This window comes from Spongiibacter tropicus DSM 19543 (assembly GCF_000420325.1).
GTDB classification, from domain to species: domain Bacteria; phylum Pseudomonadota; class Gammaproteobacteria; order Pseudomonadales; family Spongiibacteraceae; genus Spongiibacter; species Spongiibacter tropicus.
In genome coordinates, this window is the sequence record NZ_ATUS01000001.1 from 2,130,950 (window position 1) to 2,154,582 (window position 23,633).

General features: G+C 59.8%; 21 protein-coding genes. 11 read left to right on the top strand and 10 right to left on the bottom strand.

The features are described 5' to 3' along the window. The first annotated feature begins 39 nt into the window (after window positions 1–39). On the top strand, window positions 40–702 hold the full coding sequence (locus G411_RS0110000) for a hypothetical protein (RefSeq protein ID WP_157581205.1): 663 nt from the start codon (window positions 40–42) through the stop codon (window positions 700–702). 4 nt (window positions 703–706) lie between these two features. On the opposite strand, the gene slmA is transcribed toward G411_RS0110000, so the two are convergent. From slmA to coaBC, 4 genes are all read right to left on the bottom strand, one after another. Then, window positions 707–1,291 (bottom strand): nucleoid occlusion factor SlmA, encoded by a 585-nt coding sequence (slmA, locus tag G411_RS0110005; protein ID WP_022959065.1) that lies wholly within the window; start codon window positions 1,289–1,291, stop codon window positions 707–709. Window positions 1,292–1,300: 9 nt separating this feature from the next. Then, complete coding sequence (gene argB / locus G411_RS0110010; RefSeq protein WP_022959066.1) at window positions 1,301–2,218, bottom strand: acetylglutamate kinase; 918 nt, start codon at window positions 2,216–2,218, stop codon at window positions 1,301–1,303. Between the two features lie 41 nt (window positions 2,219–2,259). After that, a complete protein-coding gene (locus G411_RS20040; protein ID WP_022959067.1) occupies window positions 2,260–4,743 on the bottom strand; it encodes a phosphomannomutase/phosphoglucomutase in 2,484 nt (827 codons plus the stop codon). Between the two features lie 81 nt (window positions 4,744–4,824). Further along, a complete protein-coding gene (gene coaBC / locus G411_RS0110020; RefSeq protein ID WP_022959068.1) occupies window positions 4,825–6,030 on the bottom strand; it encodes a bifunctional phosphopantothenoylcysteine decarboxylase/phosphopantothenate--cysteine ligase CoaBC in 1,206 nt (401 codons plus the stop codon). A gap of 102 nt (window positions 6,031–6,132) precedes the next feature. On the opposite strand from coaBC, the gene radC reads away from it, so the two are divergent. Next, complete coding sequence (gene radC, locus G411_RS0110025) at window positions 6,133–6,807, top strand: RadC family protein (protein ID WP_022959069.1); 675 nt, start codon at window positions 6,133–6,135, stop codon at window positions 6,805–6,807. Between the two features lie 32 nt (window positions 6,808–6,839). Here the strand turns inward: radC and G411_RS0110030 are convergent, their stop codons facing one another. Beyond that, window positions 6,840–7,955, bottom strand: a complete 1,116-nt coding sequence (locus G411_RS0110030) for an NADH:flavin oxidoreductase (RefSeq protein WP_022959070.1) — start codon at window positions 7,953–7,955, stop codon at window positions 6,840–6,842. 296 nt (window positions 7,956–8,251) lie between these two features. On the opposite strand from G411_RS0110030, the gene rpmB reads away from it, so the two are divergent. The 6 genes from rpmB (at window position 8,252) to G411_RS0110060 (ending at window position 16,190) form a co-directional block, all read left to right on the top strand. Beyond that, window positions 8,252–8,488, top strand: coding sequence for a 50S ribosomal protein L28 (gene rpmB, locus G411_RS0110035; protein ID WP_022959071.1), 237 nt, complete (start codon window positions 8,252–8,254; stop codon window positions 8,486–8,488). An 11-nt stretch (window positions 8,489–8,499) separates the two neighbouring features. Further along, window positions 8,500–8,670 (top strand): 50S ribosomal protein L33, encoded by a 171-nt coding sequence (rpmG, locus tag G411_RS0110040; protein ID WP_022959072.1) that lies wholly within the window; start codon window positions 8,500–8,502, stop codon window positions 8,668–8,670. Window positions 8,671–8,806: 136 nt separating this feature from the next. Then, window positions 8,807–11,452, top strand: a complete 2,646-nt coding sequence (locus G411_RS0110045; protein WP_022959073.1) for a PD-(D/E)XK nuclease family protein — start codon at window positions 8,807–8,809, stop codon at window positions 11,450–11,452. Further along, window positions 11,449–14,772, top strand: a complete 3,324-nt coding sequence (locus tag G411_RS0110050) for a UvrD-helicase domain-containing protein (RefSeq protein ID WP_022959074.1) — start codon at window positions 11,449–11,451, stop codon at window positions 14,770–14,772. Before G411_RS0110045 ends, G411_RS0110050 begins: the two co-directional genes overlap by 4 nt. Continuing rightward, on the top strand, window positions 14,765–15,379 hold the full coding sequence (locus tag G411_RS0110055) for a hypothetical protein (RefSeq protein WP_022959075.1): 615 nt from the start codon (window positions 14,765–14,767) through the stop codon (window positions 15,377–15,379). Before G411_RS0110050 ends, G411_RS0110055 begins: the two co-directional genes overlap by 8 nt. 85 nt (window positions 15,380–15,464) lie before the next feature. Then, window positions 15,465–16,190, top strand: coding sequence for a YebC/PmpR family DNA-binding transcriptional regulator (locus G411_RS0110060; RefSeq protein WP_022959076.1), 726 nt, complete (start codon window positions 15,465–15,467; stop codon window positions 16,188–16,190). Here G411_RS0110060 and G411_RS0110065 read toward each other — a convergent pair whose 3' ends face one another. Beyond that, window positions 16,191–16,613 carry an Rrf2 family transcriptional regulator gene (locus G411_RS0110065; RefSeq protein WP_022959077.1) on the bottom strand — a complete coding sequence of 141 codons (423 nt, stop codon included), beginning with the start codon at window positions 16,611–16,613 and terminating at the stop codon, window positions 16,191–16,193. Between the two features lie 91 nt (window positions 16,614–16,704). On the opposite strand from G411_RS0110065, the gene G411_RS0110070 reads away from it, so the two are divergent. Continuing rightward, the gene (locus tag G411_RS0110070) at window positions 16,705–17,061 is read left to right on the top strand and encodes a group I truncated hemoglobin (protein WP_022959078.1); all 357 of its coding nucleotides are present in this window, start codon (window positions 16,705–16,707) and stop codon (window positions 17,059–17,061) included. Window positions 17,062–17,063: 2 nt separating this feature from the next. Here the strand turns inward: G411_RS0110070 and G411_RS0110075 are convergent, their stop codons facing one another. Continuing rightward, window positions 17,064–17,807, bottom strand: coding sequence for a pteridine reductase (locus G411_RS0110075; protein WP_022959079.1), 744 nt, complete (start codon window positions 17,805–17,807; stop codon window positions 17,064–17,066). A gap of 139 nt (window positions 17,808–17,946) precedes the next feature. Here G411_RS0110075 and ybaK point away from each other — a divergent pair, with 139 nt between their 5' ends. Continuing rightward, complete coding sequence (gene ybaK / locus G411_RS0110080; RefSeq protein ID WP_022959080.1) at window positions 17,947–18,417, top strand: Cys-tRNA(Pro) deacylase; 471 nt, start codon at window positions 17,947–17,949, stop codon at window positions 18,415–18,417. 7 nt (window positions 18,418–18,424) lie between these two features. Here ybaK and argE read toward each other — a convergent pair whose 3' ends face one another. The 3 genes from argE to G411_RS0110105 form a co-directional block, all read right to left on the bottom strand. Continuing rightward, entirely contained in the window at window positions 18,425–19,579 is a 1,155-nt protein-coding gene (gene argE, locus G411_RS20045) for an acetylornithine deacetylase (protein WP_022959081.1), read from the bottom strand. A gap of 112 nt (window positions 19,580–19,691) precedes the next feature. After that, complete coding sequence (locus tag G411_RS0110100; protein ID WP_022959082.1) at window positions 19,692–20,957, bottom strand: inorganic phosphate transporter; 1,266 nt, start codon at window positions 20,955–20,957, stop codon at window positions 19,692–19,694. Between the two features lie 33 nt (window positions 20,958–20,990). Further along, window positions 20,991–21,668 (bottom strand): TIGR00153 family protein, encoded by a 678-nt coding sequence (locus G411_RS0110105; protein ID WP_022959083.1) that lies wholly within the window; start codon window positions 21,666–21,668, stop codon window positions 20,991–20,993. A 158-nt stretch (window positions 21,669–21,826) separates the two neighbouring features. On the opposite strand from G411_RS0110105, the gene tfpB reads away from it, so the two are divergent. After that, window positions 21,827–23,614, top strand: coding sequence for a type IV pilus assembly ATPase TfpB (gene tfpB / locus G411_RS0110110; RefSeq protein WP_022959084.1), 1,788 nt, complete (start codon window positions 21,827–21,829; stop codon window positions 23,612–23,614). Window positions 23,615–23,633 lie beyond the last annotated feature (19 nt).

A 23,633-nucleotide genomic window follows, 5' to 3' on the forward strand; every position in this document is an offset into this window, starting at 1 on the left:
GTTAAAAGGTAAGTAGGGCAGCAACGAGGGTAGGCAGATTTGTTAAAGCGAGTCGCAGTATTGTTGGGCATTTCCCTGTCTGTTGGCGCTGTTTCAGCGCAGGCGGCGGAAAAACTGTTCTACCGCTATGTGGATTCCAGCAATAAAGTGGTGATTCTCGATCGTCTTCCACCCGATGTGGTGCCGCGCGGCTACGATGTGATTCGTGCCGACGGCAGTGTGGTGAAAAGCGTTGCCCCGCAGCTGACAGAAGAAGAGCGTGAAGCCCTTCGCCGAGAAAAGGCGGTGGCCCGCGCCCGGGCAGAGGCTGAGGAAAAGTTGCGGGCCTGGGACGAATCCCTGCTGCTGCGCTACAGCAATATCGATGATATTGAGCACGCCAAGCAGCGCGCGCTGACCGACATTCGGGTGCGCATCTCCATATTGAAAAGTAATCTTTCCACCGTGAAACAGCAGGTGCTGAACAATCAGGCCGAAGCCGCAGAGCTGGAACGCCGTGGTCAGGCGGTGCCTGCGGCGCTGAGTAAAACGCTGGCGGATTTACGTCACGAAGTCAGTACTACCGAGCAGCAGATCGGGCGGCGGCTGGTGGAGCTGGATGACGTCGATGCCGCCTATGAGCGGGATAAAGAGCGCTTCTCTCAGCTGGAAACGGTGCTGCGTCGCCGCAGCTATTCCCGGCAGTCAGAGCCGCGCGATTGATGTCCTAGCGGAACAGCATGTCCTGTAACAGGGCCCACTGTTCTTCCCAGTCCTGCGTTGGCGCGCGCTTGAAATCACTGCGCACAAATTGCCCGATACGCCCTTCGGCAAATGCCATGAGCAGATTCGCAGTGGCATTCGCGGTGGCGCGGGTACGTTTGCCTTCACGCAGTTCAGCCTCGCGAAGAATTTGTCGCAACTGCATTTCCAGACGGTCGTAAAATTGTTGCACGCGGCCGCGTAGACGCTCGTGTTCTCCCGCCAGGGCATCGCCATTGAAAATGCGGGTAATGCCGGGGTTGCGCTCGGTGAAGGCCAGCAGCAGGTGTAGCAGCTTGGCGATGGCGTCGTCGGCTTGGTCGCTGTGCTCGACAATTTGGGCTACACGGCTGAATACCGCGTCTTCCACAAATTCAATCAGGCCCTCAAACATCTTCGCTTTGCTGGGGAAATGGCGGTACAGCGCGGCTTCCGAGACACCTACTTCTGCCGCCAGTTTGGCCGTGGTGATCCGGCTGCCGGGCTGTGTTTCCAGCATGGTAGCCAGCGCCTGCAGAATATCGTCGCGGCGCGAGGGACGCTTGTTCATGAAAAATCCTTATGCGTCTTCGGCTTGCAGGCTCTGGTTGGTAATCAGGGTGCCGACACCGGTATCGGTGAAGATTTCCAGCAGTACGGCGTGGGGCACGCGGCCATCGATAATATGGGCACTGTTCACGCCCGCTTTTACTGCGTCCAGGGCGCAGCCGATCTTGGGCAGCATACCGCCGTAGATGGTGCCGTCTTCGATCAGCGCATCTACCTGCTCGGTGCTCAGTCCCGTCAGGACTTTGCCTTCCTTGTTTTTCAGCCCTTCGATGTTGGTTAGCAGCATCAGTTTTTCGGCTTTCAGGACTTCGGCCACTTTGCCGGCCACGAGATCGGCATTGATGTTATATGACGCGCCATCCGGGCCGACGCCAATCGGTGCAATCACCGGGATGAAATCGCTGTTGATCAGCATTTCGAGCACATCAGTGCTGATGCTGGCGACTTCGCCAACATGGCCGATATCAATAATTTCCGGGGCCGACATCTCTGGCGTCTTGTGGCGAACCTTGAGTTTGCGCGCGCGAATGAGCTGGCCGTCTTTGCCGGTCAGGCCCACGGCCTTGCCACCGTTATGATTCAGCAGCGAGACGATTTCCTTATTCACGCTGCCGCCCAACACCATTTCCACCACGTCCATGGTGTCGCTGTCGGTAACGCGCATGCCCTCTACAAAATGGGACTCAATCTGCAATCGCTTGAGCAGGTCGCCGATTTGAGGGCCGCCGCCATGCACCACAATCGGATTCATGCCGACCAGCTTCATCAACACGATATCGCGGGCGAAATGCTCTTTCAGTTCGTCGTCGATCATCGCATTGCCACCAAACTTCACCACAATCGTTTTATTGGTGAAGCGTTGGATGTAAGGCAGGGCTTCGGTCAGAACGCGGGCGATATCGCCCGCAGCGTCGCGGCTTAGTGACATAGCTGGTCTCATGCTCTGGGTTCGCAGGTGAAAAGGCGGTATTAAAGACTATCTGCCAAGTTGGGATCAATCTTCGCCAGCGTTTGTGCGAAGCTTTCACGAATTCCGTCCAGGGCGGCTTCGCTCTCGGCTTCAAAGCGCAGGGTGATCGCCGGGCCGGTGTTGGAGGCCCGGAGCAGGCCCCAGCCGTTGCGGAATTCATAGCGCAGACCGTCGATATCGATCAGCTTGGCATCGCGAAAATCGTTCTGCTGGGCAAAGGCATTCACCACATCAAATTTCCGCTCGTCATCCACGGGCAGCAGAATCTCCGGGCTGCTGAACAGCTTGGGATAGCTGACCAGCTCTTCGTCCAGTGTGGTGCCGGCCAGTGTCAGGGCTTCCAGCAGGCGGGCGGCGGCATACAGGCCGTCGTCGAAACCGTACCAGCGTTCTTTGAAGAAGATATGGCCGCTGAACTCGCCTGCGAGCAGTGCGTCACTGCTGGCGATCTTGCGTTTCATATGCGAGTGGCCACATTTCCACATCACCGGGCGGCCGCCACGGTCCAACACCAGCTGGCCGAGCAGGCGGCTGCATTTTACGTCGAACAGCACTTCGCAGCCGGGATTGCGGCTCACCATGTCGTCGGCCAGTACCATCAGTAACTGGTCGGCGCGGGGGCGGCGTCCGGATGCGCTGACCACCGCCACGCGGTCACCGTCGCCGTCAAAGGCAATACCGATATCGGCGCCTTGCTCGGCCACCGCAGCGGCGAGCGCGTCGAGGTTTTCGGGAATCGTAGGGTCGGGGTTGCGGTTGGGGAAGCGGCCGTCCACTTCACAGAACAGTGGCGTGACCTCGCAGCCCAGCTCCTCAAACAGCGGAACGGCGATATTTGAGGTAGCGCCGTTGCCGGCATCGATAACCACTTTCAGCGTCTGCGCAATAACCACGTCGCCGCAGATGCGGTCGATATAGCGCTGTTCAATACTGTCGCTGCTGAGTTGTCCTTCGCCCTGCTCGTAGCGTTGCTCGGCAACGCGGTCGGCCAGGGCCTGAATCTCTTCACTGCTCAGGCTTTCAAAGCCCAGCAACATTTTCATGCCGTTGTATTCGGCGGGATTGTGACTGCCGGTAATCATCACCGCGTTGCCGATATTCAGGTCGTGGCAGGCGAAGTGCAGCATGGGCGTGGCGATCAGCCCAAGATCGACAACATCAACGCCGCAGCTCAGCAAGCCCTCGATCAGCGCCTCGCGAATACGCGGGCTGCTCTCCCGGCCATCGCGCCCCAGCAAGATTTTCTGCTGGCCACGGGCGAGGGCTTCGCTGCCCAGGGCACGGCCAATGTGGCGGCAGTAATCGCTGTCCAGGTCGCGATCGGCAATCCCGCGAATGTCATAGGCGCGGAAGCAGCTTCGGCGATTGGGTGGCGGGGCATCGGCGGCGGGTTCTTTGGCGCTCGATTGCGGCGCTGGCTTGTCGGGTTTGGAGGCGGTTTTCTTGGGCGTCAGGGGTTTGGCCTCAGGCAGCGGTGGCCGCAGGTCGGCGGTGGGATCAAAGCGCCCGCCGTGCTGGCTTTGCAGCGGCTTCTTCTCAACGGTTTTGTCCTTGCCCATCAAGCTGTCGATATCGGGAATATCCGGTGAGGCGGTACTCTCTCTGCTCAGGGCTTTGCGCAGGGGCGCGGCGCTGGCGCGCAGGAAAAAGATGCTGTGGCTGGCAGTAATCAGTGCCAGGCACAGCAGACAAACCAGCCAGATCAGGGTGCTGTCGATGGTCAGCGCATTGACCGTTACCTGCTGTGGAAAGACTTCCAGTGACCAGCCGGGGATGGTGAGGGCGCGACTGACCATGTATTGCTTGTACTGCTGGCCATTGGCGGCAATGACCACGCTTTCGCTGCCCTTGTAGCGTTGCACCAGTTGGTTACTGACGGAGTTCCCCGCGATATTGCGCAGAATCCGGGCGAAGAATTCGGCGTCGAAGCTGACGATGATCGCCCCTTGGTCACCGGCGACTTGCAAGAGCGAAATCAGCCAGCGCTTGTCGTGCTGGTAGGCCTCGATAATGAGCTGCTGACTGTCGATGGCCTTGCGCAACATGTCGATTTCAATATGGTTGCGCAGGCGCTTGGTTTCAGTGCTTTCGTCGGCGATACCCTGAGGGCCGATACGGATCAGCTTGCTGTCGGTGGCTGCGGGAAAGCTGCGACGCAGATCCAGCGCTTCTTTGCTCAGCGCTGCAGCATCGCGCTGGTCAAATGCGGCGATAATGTCGGGTTTGCTGGACTGGGCAGTGACTCGCTCGCCGATGCCGGCAAGCAGGTCGTCGAGCACCCGTTTCTCTTTGTCGGCGATGTCGCTGGTGACCGCGGCGACGCGCTGGCTGGTGCTGCGCGGCAACTCGATGTTCTGAATCCAGTAAAATGCCGCCATGATCAGTGCCACACAGGCCAGTCCGGAAAGCAGAATGTCCCGCCGGGCAGGCGTCAGTGAGGCTTTTGTGGCGGTGTTCTTCGGTGAGCGGCGCGACGTAAGCATGATGGTGTTATCGGTAATCCCTGCCAGTTGGGCGTTGCATTATCATGGAAGGCCTTGAGGCGGCTGTCCAGAACGCGGCTCTCAGTCTGCCGGTTCTCTGTGCTGCTGGGCAATCAAGGCGATCAGTTGCCGGGCGAGCTGGCGCTTGCTCATCTGCTCGATGTGCTGCTCGGTATCGGCGCCGATCACGGTCACGCGGTTGTCGTCGGTATTGAAGCCGATGCGGCTGTCCGACACATCGTTGGCCACGATCAGATCCAGCTTTTTGCGTTGCAGCTTGTCCCGCGCATAGCTCACCACATCCTGTGTTTCTGCGGCAAAGCCCACCGTAAAGGGGCGTTTGGGATGGCTGGCAACGGCGCTGACGATGTCGGGGTTGCGTACCAGCTCAATGCGCATGGCGTCGTTGTGCTTCTTGATCTTCTGTTCTTCCACGTTCGCGGGCCGGTAGTCAGCCACCGCGGCGCAGGCGATGAAAATGTCACAGTTACCCATTTTTTCCAGGCTGGCGTCGTACATCTGCTGCGCGCTGATGACGTCGATACGGGTGACGCGCTCCGGGCAGGGAAGCTGTGTTGGGCCACTGATCAGCGTGACTTGCGCCCCTGCATCGGCGGCCGCTTCGGCCAGGGCATAGCCCATTTTTCCCGAGCTGTGGTTGCTGATGTAACGCACCGGATCAATCGCTTCGCGCGTTGGCCCGGCGGTGATACACAATTTTACGCCGTCCAGCGCACGGCTTTGAAACAGCCCCGCCGCCAGTTCGGCCAGTTGCTCGGCTTCCAGCATCCGCCCCGGCCCGACATCGCCACAGGCTTGCTCGCCGGCCGCTGGTCCAAACAGCGCAATGCCGCGCTCGCGCAGAATCTCGACATTGGCCTGCGTGGCCGGGTCGCGCCACATACCCTGATTCATGGCCGGTGCCAGGGCAACGGGCGCCGGGGTGGCAAGACACAAGGTGGTCAGCAGGTCGTCGCCTCGACCGTTGGCTAGTCTCGCCATCAGATCGGCGCTGGCAGGGGCCACGAGAATCAGGTCGGCCCAGCGCGCCAGTTCGATATGCCCCATGCCCGCTTCAGCCTCCGGATCGAGCAGTGTGGTATGCACCGGATTGCCCGACAGTGCTTGCAGGGTCAGCGGAGTGATGAACTCCATGGCAGCGGCGGTCATGACGACGCGCACGTCGGCGCCGTGGTCTTTCAGGCGGCGCACCAGCTCGGCACTTTTATAGGCGGCGATCCCGCCGCTGATGCCGAGGAGAATATGTCGGTTACTGAGCTGCTTCATGCCGGGGCTCGATATTGCAAATCAAGCAGCTATTATGAACGTTCAGGGCGGTGGGGACTACCGCCGCCTGCGATCTGCGTTTGCCACGCCAAGGAGGGTGATGTGGCGATTAATCACTGGCCGGAGGCCGAGCGCCCCCGTGAGAAACTGCTGGCGCGCGGCGCCGAAGCCCTTTCCGACGCCGAACTGTTGGCGATATTTCTCCGTACCGGCGTGCGCGGCAAGTCGGCGGTGGACCTCGCCAGAGAGCTGTTGGCCGAGCACGGTGGATTGACGGCTCTGATGGCGGCGTCCCAGTCTCAGTTCTGTGCCTCTAAGGGACTGGGCGATGCGAAATATGTGCAGCTGCAGGCGGTGATCGAAATGTCCCGCCGCTATCTGGGTGAGGCCCTGCGGCGCGATGCGGTGTTTGCCAGTGCCTCGGCCACCAAGCAGTTCCTTTGTGCCCAGCTGCGCGGCGAACATCGCGAAGTATTTGCCGCCCTCTACCTCGATAATCAGCACCGGCTGATTGCCTACGAACCTCTGTTTTACGGCACGATTGACGGGGCGGCCGTTTACCCGCGAGAGATTGCCCGACGTGCGCTGGAGCTGCACGCGGCTGCGCTGATCGTGGCGCATAATCATCCCAGCGGGGTGGCCGAACCCAGCGATGCCGATGTGCGAATTACGGCACGTATCCGCGAGGCCTTGTCGCTGTTGGACATGCGCCTGTTGGATCATTGCGTGGTGGCCGGACCGGAGGTGGTGTCGTTGGCGGAGCGCGGTTTGCTGTAAGCCGCCCCGCCATTTGCGGAAATGAAGAAGGCTTAGCTCAGGCTCATCATACTGCGCACGTCAAAGGGCTCGAACTCGTCGTCGCGCCCCTGCTCCAGCTTGGCGACCCAGTTGGGGTCTTGCAGCAGGGCGCGGCCCACGGCAATCAGGTCGAACTCGCCATCGGCCACCCGCTTGGCAAGGTTTTCAAGACTTTGTTCCGCCGCCAGCTCTGACGATTTGCCCTGTGCCAGTGATTCTATGAAGTCGCTGGCCAGGCCGACAGAGCCGACGCTGATGCTGGGCTTGCCGGTGAGCTTTTTCGCCCAGCCAGCAAAATTCAGCGAAGATCCCTCGAACTCCGGCTCCCAGAAGCGGCGCTGAGAGCAGTGGAAGATATCGGCACCTGCGTCGCTCAGGGCGCCCAGCCAACACTGCATCTCTTCCGGTGTTTCCGCCAGCCGCGCCGTGTACTCCTGCTGCTTCCATTGGGAGAGGCGAATAATCAGCGTGAAGTCCTCACCCACAGCGGCCCGGGCGGCCTTGAGGATTTCGACCGCAAAACGGCTGCGTTCGACCAGTGTCTTGCCGCCAAAGCGGTCGCTGCGTTCATTGGTGGCGGGCCAGAAAAACTCGTCGATCAGATAGCCATGGGCACCGTGAAATTCGGCGGCATCGCAGCCAATGGCTTTGGCATTGCGGGCGGCGTCGGCATAGGCGGCAATCGTATCGGCAATGTCGCTGTCACTCATCACCTTACCCCGAGGCTTGCCCGGCATGGCCAGTCCCGATGGACTTTCCAGTTGTTCATCCGGAATCACATCGCTGTCACCGGTCGTGTGCATTGACCCCACGTGCCAAAGCTGCGGGGCAAAGGCGCCCCCGGCAGCGTGAACGGCGTCGACGGCGCGTTTCCAGGCAGCCAGTTCCGCCTCGCCATGAAAGCGTGGCACCTTGTTGTCGTGCAGCGCGCCCGGACGATTGATGCCGGTGCCCTCGGAAATAATCAGGCCGACGCCGCCCTCGGCGCGGCGCTGGTAATAAGCGCACATGGCGTCAGACAGAATGCCGCCGGGGGAGTGGGAGCGCGTCATCGGGGCCATGGCAATGCGGTTGCGCACGATCAGTGATTTACAGGAAAACGCGTGGAACAGAGCTTCACGTGACATGCTGGAAAGTCTCCTTGGGCGGCGATGTGCTGTGATTTATATCGCGCGCGATAAAAATAGCAAGGCTACCAGAAGGGCTGCCGGATCGGAATGATGGAATTTTCGCCAGTTTCGTTGATTAGGGGGCGGGCTTCTGGTATAAAGTCGCGCTCTATTTGGGTCCGACCTCGGCCGAGTGTCGTGCAAGCCTGCTGCCGGCGCCGATTTTCGGTGCTGAGACCCAGAATTTTTAGGCGAAGTTTGCAGAATTCATCGGGCTTTTTTGCGTAAAAAGCCTCAAGAGGCGAAGGAAAACCATGTCCAGAGTATGTCAAGTTACTGGCAAGCGTCCGGTAACCGGAAACAATGTATCTCACGCAAAAAACCGCACCCGTCGTCGTTTTTTGCCGAACCTGCACAGCCACCGTTTCTGGGTTGAGGCAGAAAAACGTTTCGTAACCCTGCGCGTGTCTGCAAAGGGTATGCGTATCATCGACAAAAAGGGCATTGATGCTGTTCTGGCTGATCTGCGTGCCCGCGGCGAGAAATACTAAGGAGAACCGTCATGGCGAAGAAAGGCGCTAGCGATAAAATCCGTCTGGTCTCCAGCGCGGGTACTGGTCACTTCTACACGACCACTAAAAACAAGCGTAACACCCCCGACAAGTTCGAATTCAAGAAATACGATCCGGTGGTTCGCAAGCACGTGATCTACAAAGAAGCCAAAATCAAGTAAGGCTGCTTTGCCCGATTGCGAAAAGCCGCGCTCGTCGCGGCTTTTTTTATGGCCGCGATTTCTGTTCCGGCCCGGTTTGGGAATTCATGGCAGAATAGCGGCTTTGCGAGACTGGCTGACAACACAGGGAGGCTGAATGCGTCACCTTCGCCTAGAGGCACTGCTGGCTTTGCCCGGCCACAGTGTGGTGCTGATGCCCAGCGATGCCAGCGCGCGCCAACTGCGGGACCGGATCGCCACCCAGCGCGGTGAGCACGATCAGGCCTTTCTGGAAACCATCACCGTAATGCCTCTCGGGCAATGGTTGGCCGAACTCTGGGATGCCAGTCTGCCCAGTCAGCAGGTGCTGCGTCCGATACAATTGCTGGCTATCGCACGGCGGATTATTGAAGGCAGCGAACTGTTTCCCGGTGATTGCCTCAACAGCCTCGCTATCGTCCGTCAGTTTGTCGATGCTTTTCAGCTTCACGCCGCTTACCAGCTCGGCAGTGACCGTGATGACTATTTGTTTTCCCCCGAATATTTGGCGTTCTTCCACTGGCGTGAGGCCATGCAACAGGCCCTTGATGAGCTGCATGCGCTGAGCAGTGAGCAACTACCGGCGGCGCTTTCCCAAGCGCTGAATCGAGGTGAACTGCAACTGCCGGATCAATTGATTCTGTCGCCTGCGCTCAGCCTGCCGCCGGCTGCCCGGCAGTTTGTCGATCAGTGCGTGGTCGAAGGTGTGCAGTCCTACAGGCTTGATGATGAGCGCCCGATTGCCTCACCGCAGCTATGGGCTGCGACCCATGGCGATGACGAATGCGAAGCTATCGCCAACTGGTTGGCGGCTCAGCTTGCCCGTGAACCTCAAGCCAGCCTGGCGGTTCTGCTGCCGGATATGAACGCCTACCGGCCCCCCCTGGAGCGCGCCCTGCGCCGCCAGCTCTATCCGCAGTCACTCTACGTGGGCGCTGACGCGCTTGAAGAACCCTGGGTTTTTGAGGGCAGCGAAAGTCTTTATGCCTACCCGCTGATCCGCGCCGCCTGGGATGTCATTTCTCTGCGGCACACGGCGCTGCCGCTGGAACAGTTGAGCCGGGTGTTGCGCAGTCGCTTTGTTGCTGACTGGCCCGCCTTGCGTCAGCCCCGCGCGGAGTTTGACCGCTTCTGCCGGGACCGTTTGGCAGCGCAGTGCAAGCTCGGGGAAATGCTGTCGTTGGCGCCATACTTCTCCGATGACGCGGGCGTGGGCGTGTTGCAGGCGCTGCAGGAGCAGCTTCAGGCGCTGCCGCCGCGGCAATTACCCTCGGCCTGGGTACGGCGCTTTGATCAGATGCTGTTGGCCGCAGGCTGGCCCAATGCGGATAGCGATGACCCGGTGGTAGCGGATTGCCGACGCGGCTTCAGTCAGGCGATGGACGTATTCCGCGCATTGGATCGCCAGCTTGGCGAGATTCCACAGGATGAAGCCCTGCGCTGGCTGCATCACATCCTTACCACCAAGCGCTTTGCGGTCAGCCGTCGCCAACCGCCGCCGGTGCGCATCATGAACTATGACGACGCACTTGCCCTGCAATTTGACGGCATGTGGATCGCCGGTTTGGACGACGCTGCCTTGCCGCGTCGCGCCGAGCCGTCGGCATTTCTGCCCCAGCAACTCCAGCGAAATGCCGGGGTAGAAGGTTGTGAAGCCGGTTTGTGTTTGCAGCGCGACCGCCGCCTGCTGCAAGGCCTGCTGCGCAGCGCACCGCAGTTGCAGTGCAGCTATGCCGCCGAAGACCTCAGCGGTACCCCGAGATTGCCGTGCAGCCTGCTGCCCGAGTTGCCGCAGGCGGACGGTATTTCTCCTGCGGCGGTTTGCCAGCTGGCGGGAGACCTGTCGCTGCCAGAGGACGATAATGTGCGCCCGGTAGCCGCGGCGCAGCGCAGTCAGTTGCGTGGTGGCAGCGGTCTGTTCAAGGAATATGCCCAAAGTCCCTTCCTCGCCTTTTTGAAATACCGCTTGCGACTGAAGGAGTTTCCCCGGCCCGCAGAAGGGCTGGATCACCGCCTGCAGGGTATTCTCGTTCACGACAGTCTGGAAAAGGTCTGGCAGCGGCTGGGTAACAAGGCGGCGCTGGATGCACTGGATTTTCCGCGTATTGAGGCGCTGGTGGGGCAGTGTGTCGACGAGGCGCTGCAACATTCAGAGATCAATCCCCAACGTTTTGGCGAATCCCTGCTGCGCCTGGAAAAAACGCGGGTCGTTGCGCTGATCAGCCACTGGCTGGAGTACAAGGAAAAAGCGAGGCTGCAGGATTTTGAAATTGAGGCGCTGGAAACAGCGATGGATGCCCAGCTGATGGGGATTCCACTCAAGCTTCGGATTGACCGCATTGATCGGATTGGCGACAAGCGACTGGTCATTGATTACAAAACCGGCAGCATCGACGGCAAGGCGCTGAACAGTGATTCGTTAACTGAGCCGCAGTTGCCCATTTACGCGCTGACCGCCAACGATAAAGCGCCGGTCGATGGCGTGATGCTGGCGCAGTTGCGCAGTCCCGACGACCTTAAGGTGCACCTGCGCAGCAACTGGGCCAACAGCGTGATTGCCAAGCGCGCCCATGACAATGATGTCGACAGCCCCGAGAAATGGCAGGCTGAACTGGGGGCTTGGGAGCGGGCGCTACAGGGCATGGCCGAGGGCATTCTGGCGGGCAATATTGCCCACGACTACAACACCCAGCTCGATCGCAGCTTCAGCGCTTACCTGCTGCCGCTGCTGCGTGATGCCGCTACCGCGGAGGATGAGGCATGAGCGCATTACTCAGCCCTCCCGATCAGCTCCAGCGTGAACAGGCGGTGGAGCCGACGCGCTCGGTATTACTGAGCGCCCCGGCAGGTTCGGGGAAGACCGGCGTGCTGCTGCTGCGCTATCTGCGTTGCCTGCTGTGTGTTGAGCGCCCTGAGCATGTGGTGGCGATTACGTTTACCAACAAAGCGGCGGGTGAAATCAAAGAGCGGGTGATGGGCGCCCTGCAATCGGCGGAATCCATGCCGATCAACAGCGTGTTTGATCGCGATATCCGCGAGGCGGTGCTGGCCGTGCGTGAGCATCAGGCGCGGCTCAACTGGAATCTGCTGGAAAACAGTGCGCGATTGCGCATCGCCACCTTCGACAGCTTTTGTGGAAGTCTGGTGCGGCGGCTGCCGCTGTTGTCGGGGCTGGGCGCGGCGGCACCGGTCAGCGATAGCGAAGCCCTGTATCGGGAGGCGATTCTGGAGCTGTTTCGCCAGCTCGATGAGCCCAGTTGCCCACCCCCGCTGCGCGAGGCACTGGAAAGCTTGCTGCGCTACGGCAGCAACCGCATCGAAACTTTACAGCCGCTGTTGTCGGCGCTGCTCGCCAAGCGCGACCAGTGGCAGGAAGATATTCTCGGTGCCGATCTGGACGTGATGGATGCGGCACTGACGGCGCTGGTCAGCGAGGCCTTCCACGTACACTGGTCGCGTTTGCAGGCCTTTGGTGTTGAGGAATTATTTGCCGCGTACCGCGACTCTTCCGGCGTCTGCGACGACCACGGCTGGGCGGCGGAACTGCCTGTGCCTGAGCAGGTGACGGTCGAGGATTTACCCCTGTTGTCGGCGATAGGCCGAAGTATCTGTAACAACAACGGTCAGCTCTATAAGCCGGGCTCCGTGCAACACGCCAAGTTCAAGAAAGGCCAGCCGGGCACGGAGCAGGCCAAAGACTGGCTGAAGCGCGCGCAGGACGATGACCCCGATGCCATCGCCGCTGACTGGCAGGCGCTCGCCGTGCTGCCGCCGCCGGTATTGCCTGAGGGTTCCCGCGAGCTGGTCGGCCACTTCTGTATCGCGCTGCGCTATCTGCTGGCGCATTTGCGGCTGGTGTTTGAACAGCGCGGCGGTGTCGACTTTGGCGAAATTGCTCTGCGCGCTATTCATGCTCTGCGCGCCGAGAGCGGCGGTGAAGTCAGTGAGGCGATGCTGCTGGAAGATCGCATTGAGCACATTCTCGTGGATGAGATGCAGGATACCTCGGTTAGCCAGATCGAGCTGCTCAAGGCCTTGTGTCAGGATTGGACGCCGGATGATCACCGCTCGGTGTTTTTCTGCGGGGACTTGCAGCAATCCATTTACGCCTTCCGGGGCAGCCTCGTGAGCCTGTTCGATGAGCTGAGGCAGTCAGCGGGGTTTGCGGGCAAGGCCCTGAGCCTGTTGCAGTTACGTGCCAACTTCCGCTCCTCGCCCACTCTGGTCAACTGGGTCAACGATTGTTTCCGGGGCCTGTTTGCCGAGCGTGACAGTGCCTATGTGGAGGCCCTGCCCCAGCGGCAGAACATCGGTCGGGTGCAGGTCCATCCCATTGCCATGGCGAAAGGGGTCGATGCCGCGGGCAGCGCCGCCCAGCGCGAGGCGGAGGCGGTGGTTGCCATTATCCAGCGCGCACAGCAGGAAAATCCCGCCGCGAGTATCGCCATTCTGGTGCGCAGCCGCCGTCATCTGCGACAGATTACCCCGGCGCTCAAGGCCGCCAATATTGCGTTTTCCGGGCAGGATATCGACAGTCTCACCGAGCTGCCGGCAGTGATGGATGTGTTGTCGATGTTGCGGGCGCTCTGGCACGAGGCCGATGACGTGGCCTGGTCCGGCCTGCTGCGGGCGCCCTTTGTGGGACTGAGTTGGGACGATCTGCTCAGCCTGCGTGAAACCGGATTACCGCTGCGCGAAGCGCTGTTCAAGGTGGAGTTGCACCGTTCTCTGAGCGAGGAGGGGCGACAGGCCTGTGACCACCTGGTTGAGGCGCTGAACTGGCTTGATGCCCGCCCTGAAAGTCGGGATCTGCGCTGGGCGCTGCGCAGTCTCTGGCACCGGCTGGGTGGTCCGGCCTGTATCGAAGCCCATCAGCAGGCGGATATTGACCGGGTGCTGTCCGTGCTGGATGAGCACGCGCCGTCGGGTGTGCTGGAAGATATCGCGGCGCTGGAAGCGGCACTGTCGAGGCTCTACGCCGCGCCCCCAAGCAGTACGGTTGAATTGATGACGATCCACAAATCCAAGGGGCTGGAATTCGATGTGGTGATTCTGCCGGGGTTGGGCAATCGCGGTCGCAACGACGATCGCCCGCTGCTGGCCTGGCAGCGGCTGCAACAGCATATGCTGTTCGGCCCCAAGCCCCAGCGCAGTGGTGGCGATGAACAGCGTCTGTACGACTATCTTTGCGGCGTGCAAAAGCAGGCGCTGAGCGAAGAGTTGGATCGCCTGCTCTATGTGGCCCTGACTCGCGCCAAAGGTGAGCTGCATCTGTTTGCTGTGGCGAAAATGAATAGCAAAGACGACCTCAAGCCGGACGCGGGAAGTTTTCTTGAGCGATTGTGGCCGGTCGTGGCGCCGGACTTTGAAGCGGCAGAGTTGCTTGATGAGAGCGATGCAGAAGCGCCGATGCGGGTGCCGCTGGCGCCGCGTCTGCGCGGGTTTTCGGCAACGCTGAATCCGCTATGGCAGCCTCTGCTGACTGAGGAGTCGGCCCTCCAAAGGGTACAGCGACAGTCGGAAAACGCAGTGCTGGAGGACAATATTGAAGAGCGGGCAGTGGGGATTGTCTACCATGAATTGATGGAACGCCTCGGCCGCCAACAGGGCAGCAAACGCCTGATTGAAGACCGCGCCCGGCTGGAAGGGGCGCTGCGTCAGCGCCTGCGACACCACTGTCATCCGGAGCCCGGACTGGAGGCCAGCCTGGCGAGGGTGCTGAGGCTGCTGGACAACACTCTGGACTGTGAGCAAGGGCAGTGGATCTTGCGCAGCTACGACTGGCAGGCCAGTGAACAGACTATTCGCCGACGTATGGGCGGACAGTGGCAGACCCTGATCCTCGACCGGGCCTTTGTCGATCCGGCAGAGGGGCAGCCGCGCTGCTGGATTGTGGATTACAAAACGGCCGAAGCCAAAGGAGCGCTGGAGGACTTTTTCGCTCAGCAGGTCGAGCGCTATGCAAATAAAATGCAGATTTACCGGGAGGCTTTGCGGGCAACTGGGTTAGAATATCCGATTTCTGCGGCGCTGTATTTTCCCGCTCATCAGCGCCTGTTATGTCTGGATGATATTAATGGTTAAGCGTCTACTTCGCGGCGCCAGCGCTGCGATGGCCCTCCTGGTGTTGGCCCCTCTTACCGCCTGCGTGGGCGTGGGTGACCACGCCGACAAACGCTTGCAGGCGCGGCCTATGCCGGTCAGCACGCTCGCTGATCATGCCCCGGTACTGAGTGAGCCGAGTGTGGAAATCGACACCGGTCTGTCAAAGGCCCAGGCCCGCCGGGCACTGTTGGGTAAATGGTACGGCATCAATGAAACTGGCAGCGGTGTGCGCAAGGAATGGCTGGTAGAGCGCGCGGCCGATGGTACCTATCGCACGGATTTCCGCAGCACCTCGCCCGATGGCAAAATCAGCAGCCAGTCCGAGGTGGGTTTTTGGGGGCTGTCTGGCGACGTGTACTTCCGTATTTTCCGCGGCTGGGTCATGGTGGACGGCATGAAGCCCGCCGACCCGACCGACCCCGGTCACTACGATGCCTACCGTATTGAGCTGCTCAATAGCGCGCATATGCGCTATCGCCATCTCGACCACGACCGGGTGTATACCATGAAGAAAATGCCCGACAGTTTCCGCTTGCCGGTGGTGCTGGAAAGCCGGGAAGAAGCCCCGCTGAAGTTCGAATTCTGAGTGGGGACGCGGCCTTGGCGAGGCCCGCTGTGACAGGCTAAAATCGCCACCCTTTAATTTCTTGTATGAACGGCGGAGCCAGGTAATGGGCAGAGCGTATCAGAACCGTAAAGATTCCATGGCCAAAACGGCCGCGGCAAAAACCAAGGTCTACAGCAAATACGGTCGCGAGATCTACGTGGTCGCCAAATCCGGCGGCGCTGACCCCGATGGTAACCTGGCCCTGCGCAGTCTGATGGATCGCGCCAAGAAAGATCAGGTGCCCAGCCATGTCATTAAAAACGCACTCGACAAAGCCCAGGGCGGTGCCGGTGAGGACTTCTCTCCTGCGCGCTACGAGGGCTTTGGCCCCGGCAACTGCATGGTGATTGTGGACTGCCTGACCGACAACCCCAACCGTACTTTTGGCGATGTGCGTCTGGCCTTCACTAAGACCAAGTGCAAAATCGGTACCCCCGGCAGTGTCAGTCACATGTTTGACCACTCCGCCATTTTCGTCTTTGACGGCGATGATGAAGAGGCAGTACTGGAAGCCTTGATGGAAGCCGATGTCGATGTCAGCGATATCGAGTGTGAAGACGGAAAAATTACGGTGTTTGCGCCCAATACCGATTTCTTCAAGGCCAAGCAGGCTCTGCAGGAAGCCTTTGAGGGCATCGATTTCGATGTCGAAGAAATTCAGTTCATTCCCCAGAACACCGCGCCAATCAGCGCTGATGACCTGCCGATGTTCGAGAAATTCATGGACATGCTCAACGAGCTGGACGACGTACAGAACGTCTATCACAGCGCTGAGTTGCCGGAAGACTGATCAGCCCCCGATGCGCAGTACCTGCAGCTCGCCGCCAGCTATGTCGGCGAGACTGTAGGGTGCCAGACTCTCCAGATAGGCGCGCACCGCGCCGTCCAGCAGCCCCTTCAGGCGGCAGCCATTAAGAATGCGGCAGGGCTGTTCCGCGCAGTTGATCGGTCGCAGCGTGGTTTCAAATTCCTTCACAATCTCAAGCAGGGAAATGTCACTTGCCGGTTTGGCGAGGCGTATGCCGCCCCCTTTCCCGCGCAGGGCTTCCACGTCACCGCGGCGCACCAGACGCATCACCACCTTTGATACGTGGTTGGGGGATACCTCGAAAAAATCGCAGATCTGCTGAATACTGACCCGCTCGCCCGCCGGTTGCTCGGCCAGAAAGATCAGTGTGCGGAAGGCATAGTCCGTCTGTTTACTCAGCTTCATCTTTTACCTATTTACATCGGTTTTCATCGAAGACATTATAAGCACACATAAACATGCAAAATAAATGCATCTATTAGAGAGAGGAAAAGTGATGACAACACTGTACGAGCGTTTGGGTGGTGAAGCGGCGGTTGATAAGGCGGTCGATATCTTTTATGACAAAGTGCTGGCTGACGAGCGCATCCGCGACTATTTCGAGAATATCGACATGGTCGCGCAGGCCAGAAAGCAGAAAGCGTTTCTGACGATGGTATTCGGTGGTCCCAATGACTACAGCGGCCAGGATATGCGCAATGCCCACGCCCATCTGGCATTGGGAGACGAGCACTTCGATGCGGTAGTGGAAGACCTGGCGGCAACGCTGAAGGAGCTGGGCGCTGCCGACTCGGACATTGCCGAGGTGGCGGGTATTGCTGAGAGTGTACGGGGTGATGTGCTCAATCGCTGAGCTTACAGCATCAGACTGCGGCCGCCGTCCACGGCAATGATCTGCCCGGTCACGTAGCTGTCTTCTCGCAGCAGGAAACGGACGGTGGCGGCGATTTCCGCCGCGCCGCCCCAGCGCTGCAAGGGCACGCGCTCGCGAACATTCTTCGCTTCCTCTTCACCAAAGGCATCGCTCGCCACGGGTGGCAGAATCGCCCCCGGTGCAATCCCGTTCACCCTCACCTCGGGTGCCATTTCAACGGCCAGTGAGCGGGTCATCATTGCCAGTGCTGCTTTGGCCATGCTGTACACCGGGTGCTGTGGCAGTGGCCGTTCCCCGTAGATATCGACCAGATTCACAATTGCGCCACGCTGCTCTGCCAGTGCTGGATAGAGGGCCTGACTCAGAAAGAACGCGCCTTTGACATTGCTGTTCATCAGGCTGTCCCAGTCGGCGTCAGTCACGGTGCCCAGTGGAGTGGGATAGAAGCCGGAGGCATTGTTGATCAGTGCGTCGATACGTCCCCAGGTGTCGAGTGCTGCGGCGGCCAGCGTTTCGGCGGCGCCGCGTTCCTCGAGGTCGGCATACAATACCGCTGCAGAGTTTGCCCGCCGGGCATTGAGCTCATCGCACAGAGACTGCGCGGCGTCGTTATGACGTCGGCAATGCACAATCACCTGATACGACTGGGCATGCAGCTGCCGACTGATCTCGGCGCCAATGCGCTGACTGCCGCCGGTGACCAGAGCAACGGGAAGCTGAGACATGGGAACTCCAGAAAGATGGTAAGCGGGGATTATCGCAGGGGAGGCGCGCTGGCAAAAGCCGTGAGCGCGATACGGCCTCACTGTTCTCCGCGAACTTGATAAAATGCCTGCCCAGGCATCACTGAAGACGGAACTGAGTATGACCCCCGCTGTAGACATGGCCAAACGCGCCAAGATCGCCTTTACGCTTCACGACTATGATCACGACCCGGGCAGTAGTGCCTATGGCATGGAGGCGGTAGAGAAACTGGGGCTGAATCCCGATGAGGTCTTCAAAACGCTGGTGGCGGAATTGCAGGGCGGCGAGCTGGTGGTGGCTGTCGTGCCGGTCTCGTCGATGCTTAACCTCAAGGCACTGGCCAAAGCCGCGGGGGCGAAGAAAGCGGCGATGGCGGATGCACCAGCGGTTTCGCGCAGCAGCGGCTATGTGCTGGGCGGTGTCAGCCCGCTGGGCCAGAAGCGGGCGCTCCGCACATTTATTGACAGCAGTGCAGAGCGCCTGTCTGTCATGTATGTCAGTGCTGGACGACGGGGCTTGGAAATTGCTCTCTCGCCGCAGGATTTGCAGGGCCTGACCCGTGCCGGGTTTGCGCCGCTTGCACAGGAGTAGTCAGCGGCTATTTTGCATCAAGGCAGAGGCGCTGGATCAGTTTGCGCAGCAGTTCCACGCCCGGCTCTATCTGGTCCAGGGCCATAAACTCATCCGGTTGGTGGGCCTGATCAATCGATCCGGGACCCATCACCAGTGTTTGCATCCCCAGCTTTTGGAAGAAGGGCGCCTCGGTAGCGAAGTTAACGGTGCGCGAGCGTTTGCCGCTAAGCTGTTCGGAGACCTTCACCAGCTCAGAATCTTCAGCTTGCTCGTACGCCTCAACACCGCCAATCAGTGAGCGCAGGCCGATATTGATGCGGCGGCGTTCGGCGATGGGCTGCAGGCGTTGCTCTATTTGTTGGCGCACTGCATCGGTTTCCATGCCCGGCACGGCGCGAATGTCGAAGTGCAATTCACACTGGCCGCAGATGCGGTTTGGGTTATCACCCCCGTGGATGCAACCGAGGTTGAGCGTGGGGCTGGGAATGTCGAAGCCGGGGTGGTGATAGCGGGCTTGCAGCTCGCCGCGCAGCCCCATCAGTTCGCCGATCACCTCATGCATCGCTTCCAGTGCACTGTTGCCCAGTGCCGGGTTTGAGCTGTGGCCGCTGCGCCCGGTAATGGTAATGGCTTCCATAATGATGCCCTTGTGGGCTCGCACCGGTTGCAGGCCGGTGGGTTCGCCGACAATGGCGTAGCGGGCACCGAGCACGTCAGCCTGCACCAGCGCCCTCGCTCCGTCCATGCTGCTCTCTTCGTCGGCGGTGGCAAGAATAATCAGCGGAGCGTTGAACGGCTGGTCGAGCAAGTTGCTGACGGCCTCAATGACCAGCGCGAAAAAACCTTTCATGTCGGCAGTCCCCAGACCGTAAAAACGCTGGTCTCGCTCAGTCAGAGCAAAGGGGTCGGACTGCCAGCGGCTGTCGTCAAAGGGCACGGTATCGGTGTGTCCGGCCAAGACCAGCCCGCCATCACCGCGTCCGTAGGTCGCGATTAAATTGGCTTTGTCGGGGTTGGCCAGCGGGGTGATGCGCACGCTGAAGCCCAGTGCTTCCAGCCAGTTGCCGAGCTGCTCAACCACTCGTCGGTTACCCATGTCCCAGCGTGGGCTGGTGGCGCTGACAGAGGGAATGGCGATGAGCTCACGCATCATCTCAACAAGTTTGGGGTGCTGCTTCATGCTCGCCGCTCACAACAGGAGGAGGCCCTATTGTAGGCGTGAACGTGGGGAGAAAACAGACGGGAAGTAGGGGTAGAGCAAATGGGCGCCGCTCGGCGACGCCCATCTATAATCAGCCCAGTGTGGCTTTGAAAATGTAGAAGAAGACAATAGCCAGCCCCGCGCCTGCAGGCAGCGTAACGATCCACGACATGAAAATATTGCGGATAACGCTGAGGTTCAGTGCCGCAATGCCTCGCGCCAGACCTACACCCAGTACCGCACCGACCAGCGTGTGGGTGGTGGAGATCGGCAGACCGGTGGCCGAGGCGACGACGACGGTTGATGCCGCGCCCAGTTCGGCAGCAAAACCACGGCTGGGGGTCAGCTCGGTGATTTTGGTGCCGACGGTGGCGATGACTTTAAAGCCGTAAGTGGCCAGACCGAAGACGATACCGCCCGCGCCCAGCAGCAGTACCCACCAGGGGAGCGCGGCTTTGGCGGCGATCTCGCCACCAGATTGCACCACGGCGACGACCGCAGCTACCGGGCCGATGGCATTGGCAACATCGTTGGAGCCGTGGGCAAAGGCCATGGCGCAGGCAGTGAAGACCATCAATACCGCAAATACGCGCTCAACACTGGCAAAACGGGACTGACCGGTCGGGTCGGGAACATCCTTGATACGATTGAGGAAGAATTGGCCGATCGCCGTGATCACGATACCTGCCAGCAACGCATAGAACAGGCTTTGTCCAAAGCTCAGTCCCAGGCCGACATGCTTCAGTCCCTTGACCATGGTGACCATGGAAATCATGAAACCGACGAGGAATAAATAGAACGGGATGTAGCGCTTGGCGGCTTCAAAGGGTTTTTCTGCACGGAGGATTAAACTCTGTGCGCTGATAAACAGACCAAAGGAAATCGTGCCCGCCAGTACCGGCGAGACCACCCAACTGGCGACGATCTGTCCGACTTTAGGCCAAGCTACAGCGTCCATATCGATGCCTACGGCGGCAAAGCCGACCAGGGCGCCCACGATGGAGTGCGTCGTGGAGACCGGCCAGCCCATCAGGCTGGCAACGAACAGCCAGGTGCCCGCGGCCAGCAGGGCTGACAACATCCCGTAGACCAGCAGGTCGGGGTGGTCCGACAGGTAGTCGGGGTTGATGATGCCTTTGCGAATGGTGTCGGTAACTTCGCCGCCCGCCAGATAGGCGCCACAGAATTCGAAGAGCATGGCGATGAGAATCGCCTGTTTGATGGTCAGTGCCTTGGCACCTACCGATGTCCCCATGGCGTTGGCGACGTCGTTGGCGCCGACCCCCCATGCCATGAAGAAACCGAAAAGACAGGCAAGTAACAGCAGGAGCTGCCCGTGTTCAGCAATAATCGACATGTGTAATCCTTAAATTATGCGGGTTATCCCTGCTTAGCGGGCAATGATGACTTGCAGGCGTGAACCTACTTTTTGCGATTTATCTGACAATTCGCCGATCAGTTCGATGACTTTGTACAGAAACATCACGTCTACCGGCGGCAGATCGCGCTCAATGGTAAACAGCTCCGCGCGGATGGTGACCTGCAGCTGGTCAGCTTCATATTCCAGCGTGTCCAGCTCCTCAATCATCTTTTCAACGACTTTCACTTCGTGGCCGCGGAAGCCGGTTTCCAGCAGTTCGTCCAGTTCCTCAATGGCCTTTTTTGCTTGTGAGGACGTGGAGATCGCCAAGTCGACATAGGTGCGCATGTTGTCGACCAGTGAATCAGGGATTTCCATTTTTCGGCCCAGCATCAAACCGGCGATATCTTTGGCACAGTTGGCGATGCGGTCCTGCATGCTGAGCAGGTCGAGAAGGTCGGAGCGCGGAACGGGGAGGAAGAGGTTGCTGGGCAGGTTGAGGCGGATATGCTTTTTCAGTTGATCGGCTTCGTTTTCCAGCTTGACGATTTCCTGCTGGGCTGTCGCCGCTGCCTCCCAGTCTTTGGCGATGACGGCGCTGATAAAGGGTTTGAGTGCTGCCGCACAGAGTTCCGCTTTTTGGATATGATCCTGAATCGGCTCGAAGGGAGACTTGCCAAACAGGTTATTCAGCTTGTTGAGGGGCACGTCAGGGCTCCTTGCATGCGCTTGAGTTTAAAATGCGGCGATTATACGGACGCATCGCCGCCCTCACCAGTTTTGTGCGGTATGGCATGTCGCGCTGGTATAGCGGCACCGGGGCTTGTCATAATGATGCGGTATAAATATGACAATTCGGAGTCAGCATGCCCAGCCAGCTCAGCCGCCACGGTCCCTTGGATGTCGCCAATGTACTCCGGCAGTTAGTCGACGACGGCCTTCTGGCGCCGGAGCTTGCCCGGCGCACCGCCGTCAACCCGCCTCGCAAGGGTGACCGCCCGCAGCACCCCCTCAACTTCCTCGCCAGTCAGCAACTGGCCAATGCCCGGCGACCGGGGGCAACCCTGAGTATAGACACCCTGCTGGGGTGGTTGAGTGCTTACTGCGATTTGCAGACGGCGCGCATCGATCCATTGAAAGTAGATGTGCCGTCGGTCACAGAAGTCATGTCCTTCGCCTTTGCCCAGCGTCACCGCATTCTGGCGCTGTCGGCGAGTCGGGAGGAGGTGGTGATTGCCTGCGCCGAGCCCTTTGTCGATGGCTGGGTGGAAGACCTGCAGCAGGTGCTCAACCGGCCAATTCGCCGCGTGATTGCCGATGCCGAGGCGATTGATCGCTACACCATCGAATTTTACAGCCTGGCGAAATCGGTGCGGGGCGCCAGTGGTGATACCCGCAGTGGGGCGGGAACAAACCTGGAGCAGCTGCTGGAAATCAGCAAGCTCAAAGATCTGGATGCCAACGACAGCCACATCGTCAATATCGTCGATTGGCTGCTGCAATACGCCTACGATCAGCGGGCCAGCGATATTCACATTGAGCCCCGCCGCAAACAGGGCAATGTGCGCTTTCGCATCGACGGCGTGCTGTGCACGGTTTACCAGCTGCCGCCGCCGGTGCTTACGGCGGTGGTCAGTCGGCTGAAAATTCTGGGGCGCATGGATGTGGCAGAAAAGCGGCGCCCGCAGGACGGCCGGCTGAAAACCAAGAATCCCAGCGGGCAGGAAATTGAGTTGCGTCTGTCCACCCTGCCTACCGCCTTTGGCGAAAAGCTGGTGATGCGGATTTTCGATCCCGAGGTTCTGCTGCGAAGCTTCGATGAGCTGGGCCTGCGCGGAGAAGACCTGCAACGCTGGCAGTCGATGATTCGGGCGCCCCACGGGATCGTGCTGGTCACAGGCCCCACTGGTTCGGGGAAAACCACCACGCTGTATTCCAGCTTGCGCCAGATCGCCAGTCCTGAAGTGAATGTCTGCACCATCGAAGATCCCATTGAGATGGTGGAAGACGCCTTCAACCAGATGCAGGTGCAGCACAACATTAATCTGGACTTTGCCAGCGGCGTGCGCGCGCTGCTGCGACAGGATCCGGACATCATCATGATCGGCGAAATTCGCGATCTGGAAACCGCTGAAATGGCGATTCAGGCCGCGCTGACGGGCCATCTGGTGATTTCCACGCTTCACACCAACGATGCCCCGTCGGCGGTTACCCGTCTTTTGGAGCTGGGGGTGCCCGCGTATTTGATCCGTGCCACGGTGCTAGGCGTGATGGCCCAGCGGCTGGTGCGTACCCTGTGCCCGCACTGCAAAACCCCCCAGTCCAGCGATGAGCTGGATCCCAGTGGCACCGAGTGGGCGGCGCTGACCGCGCCATGGAAACTGTCACCGCCAGCGCAGTATTATCACGCTCCCGGTTGTCTTGAGTGCCGCAACACTGGCTTTTACGGGCGTCAGGGCATCTACGAAATCCTCACCGTTGAGGGGGATTTGCAGGCGGCGATACAGGATGACGTCGCACTGGATGAAATGCGTCTGCTGGCCATGAAAAAAGGCATGCGCACCCTGCGTCTCAGCGGCGCGCGGAAAGTCGCGGCGGGCGAGACCACCATTGCGGAAATTCTGCGCGTTGCGCCGCCGGTGCATAGCCAATAATGCCAATCGAATTCAGGAA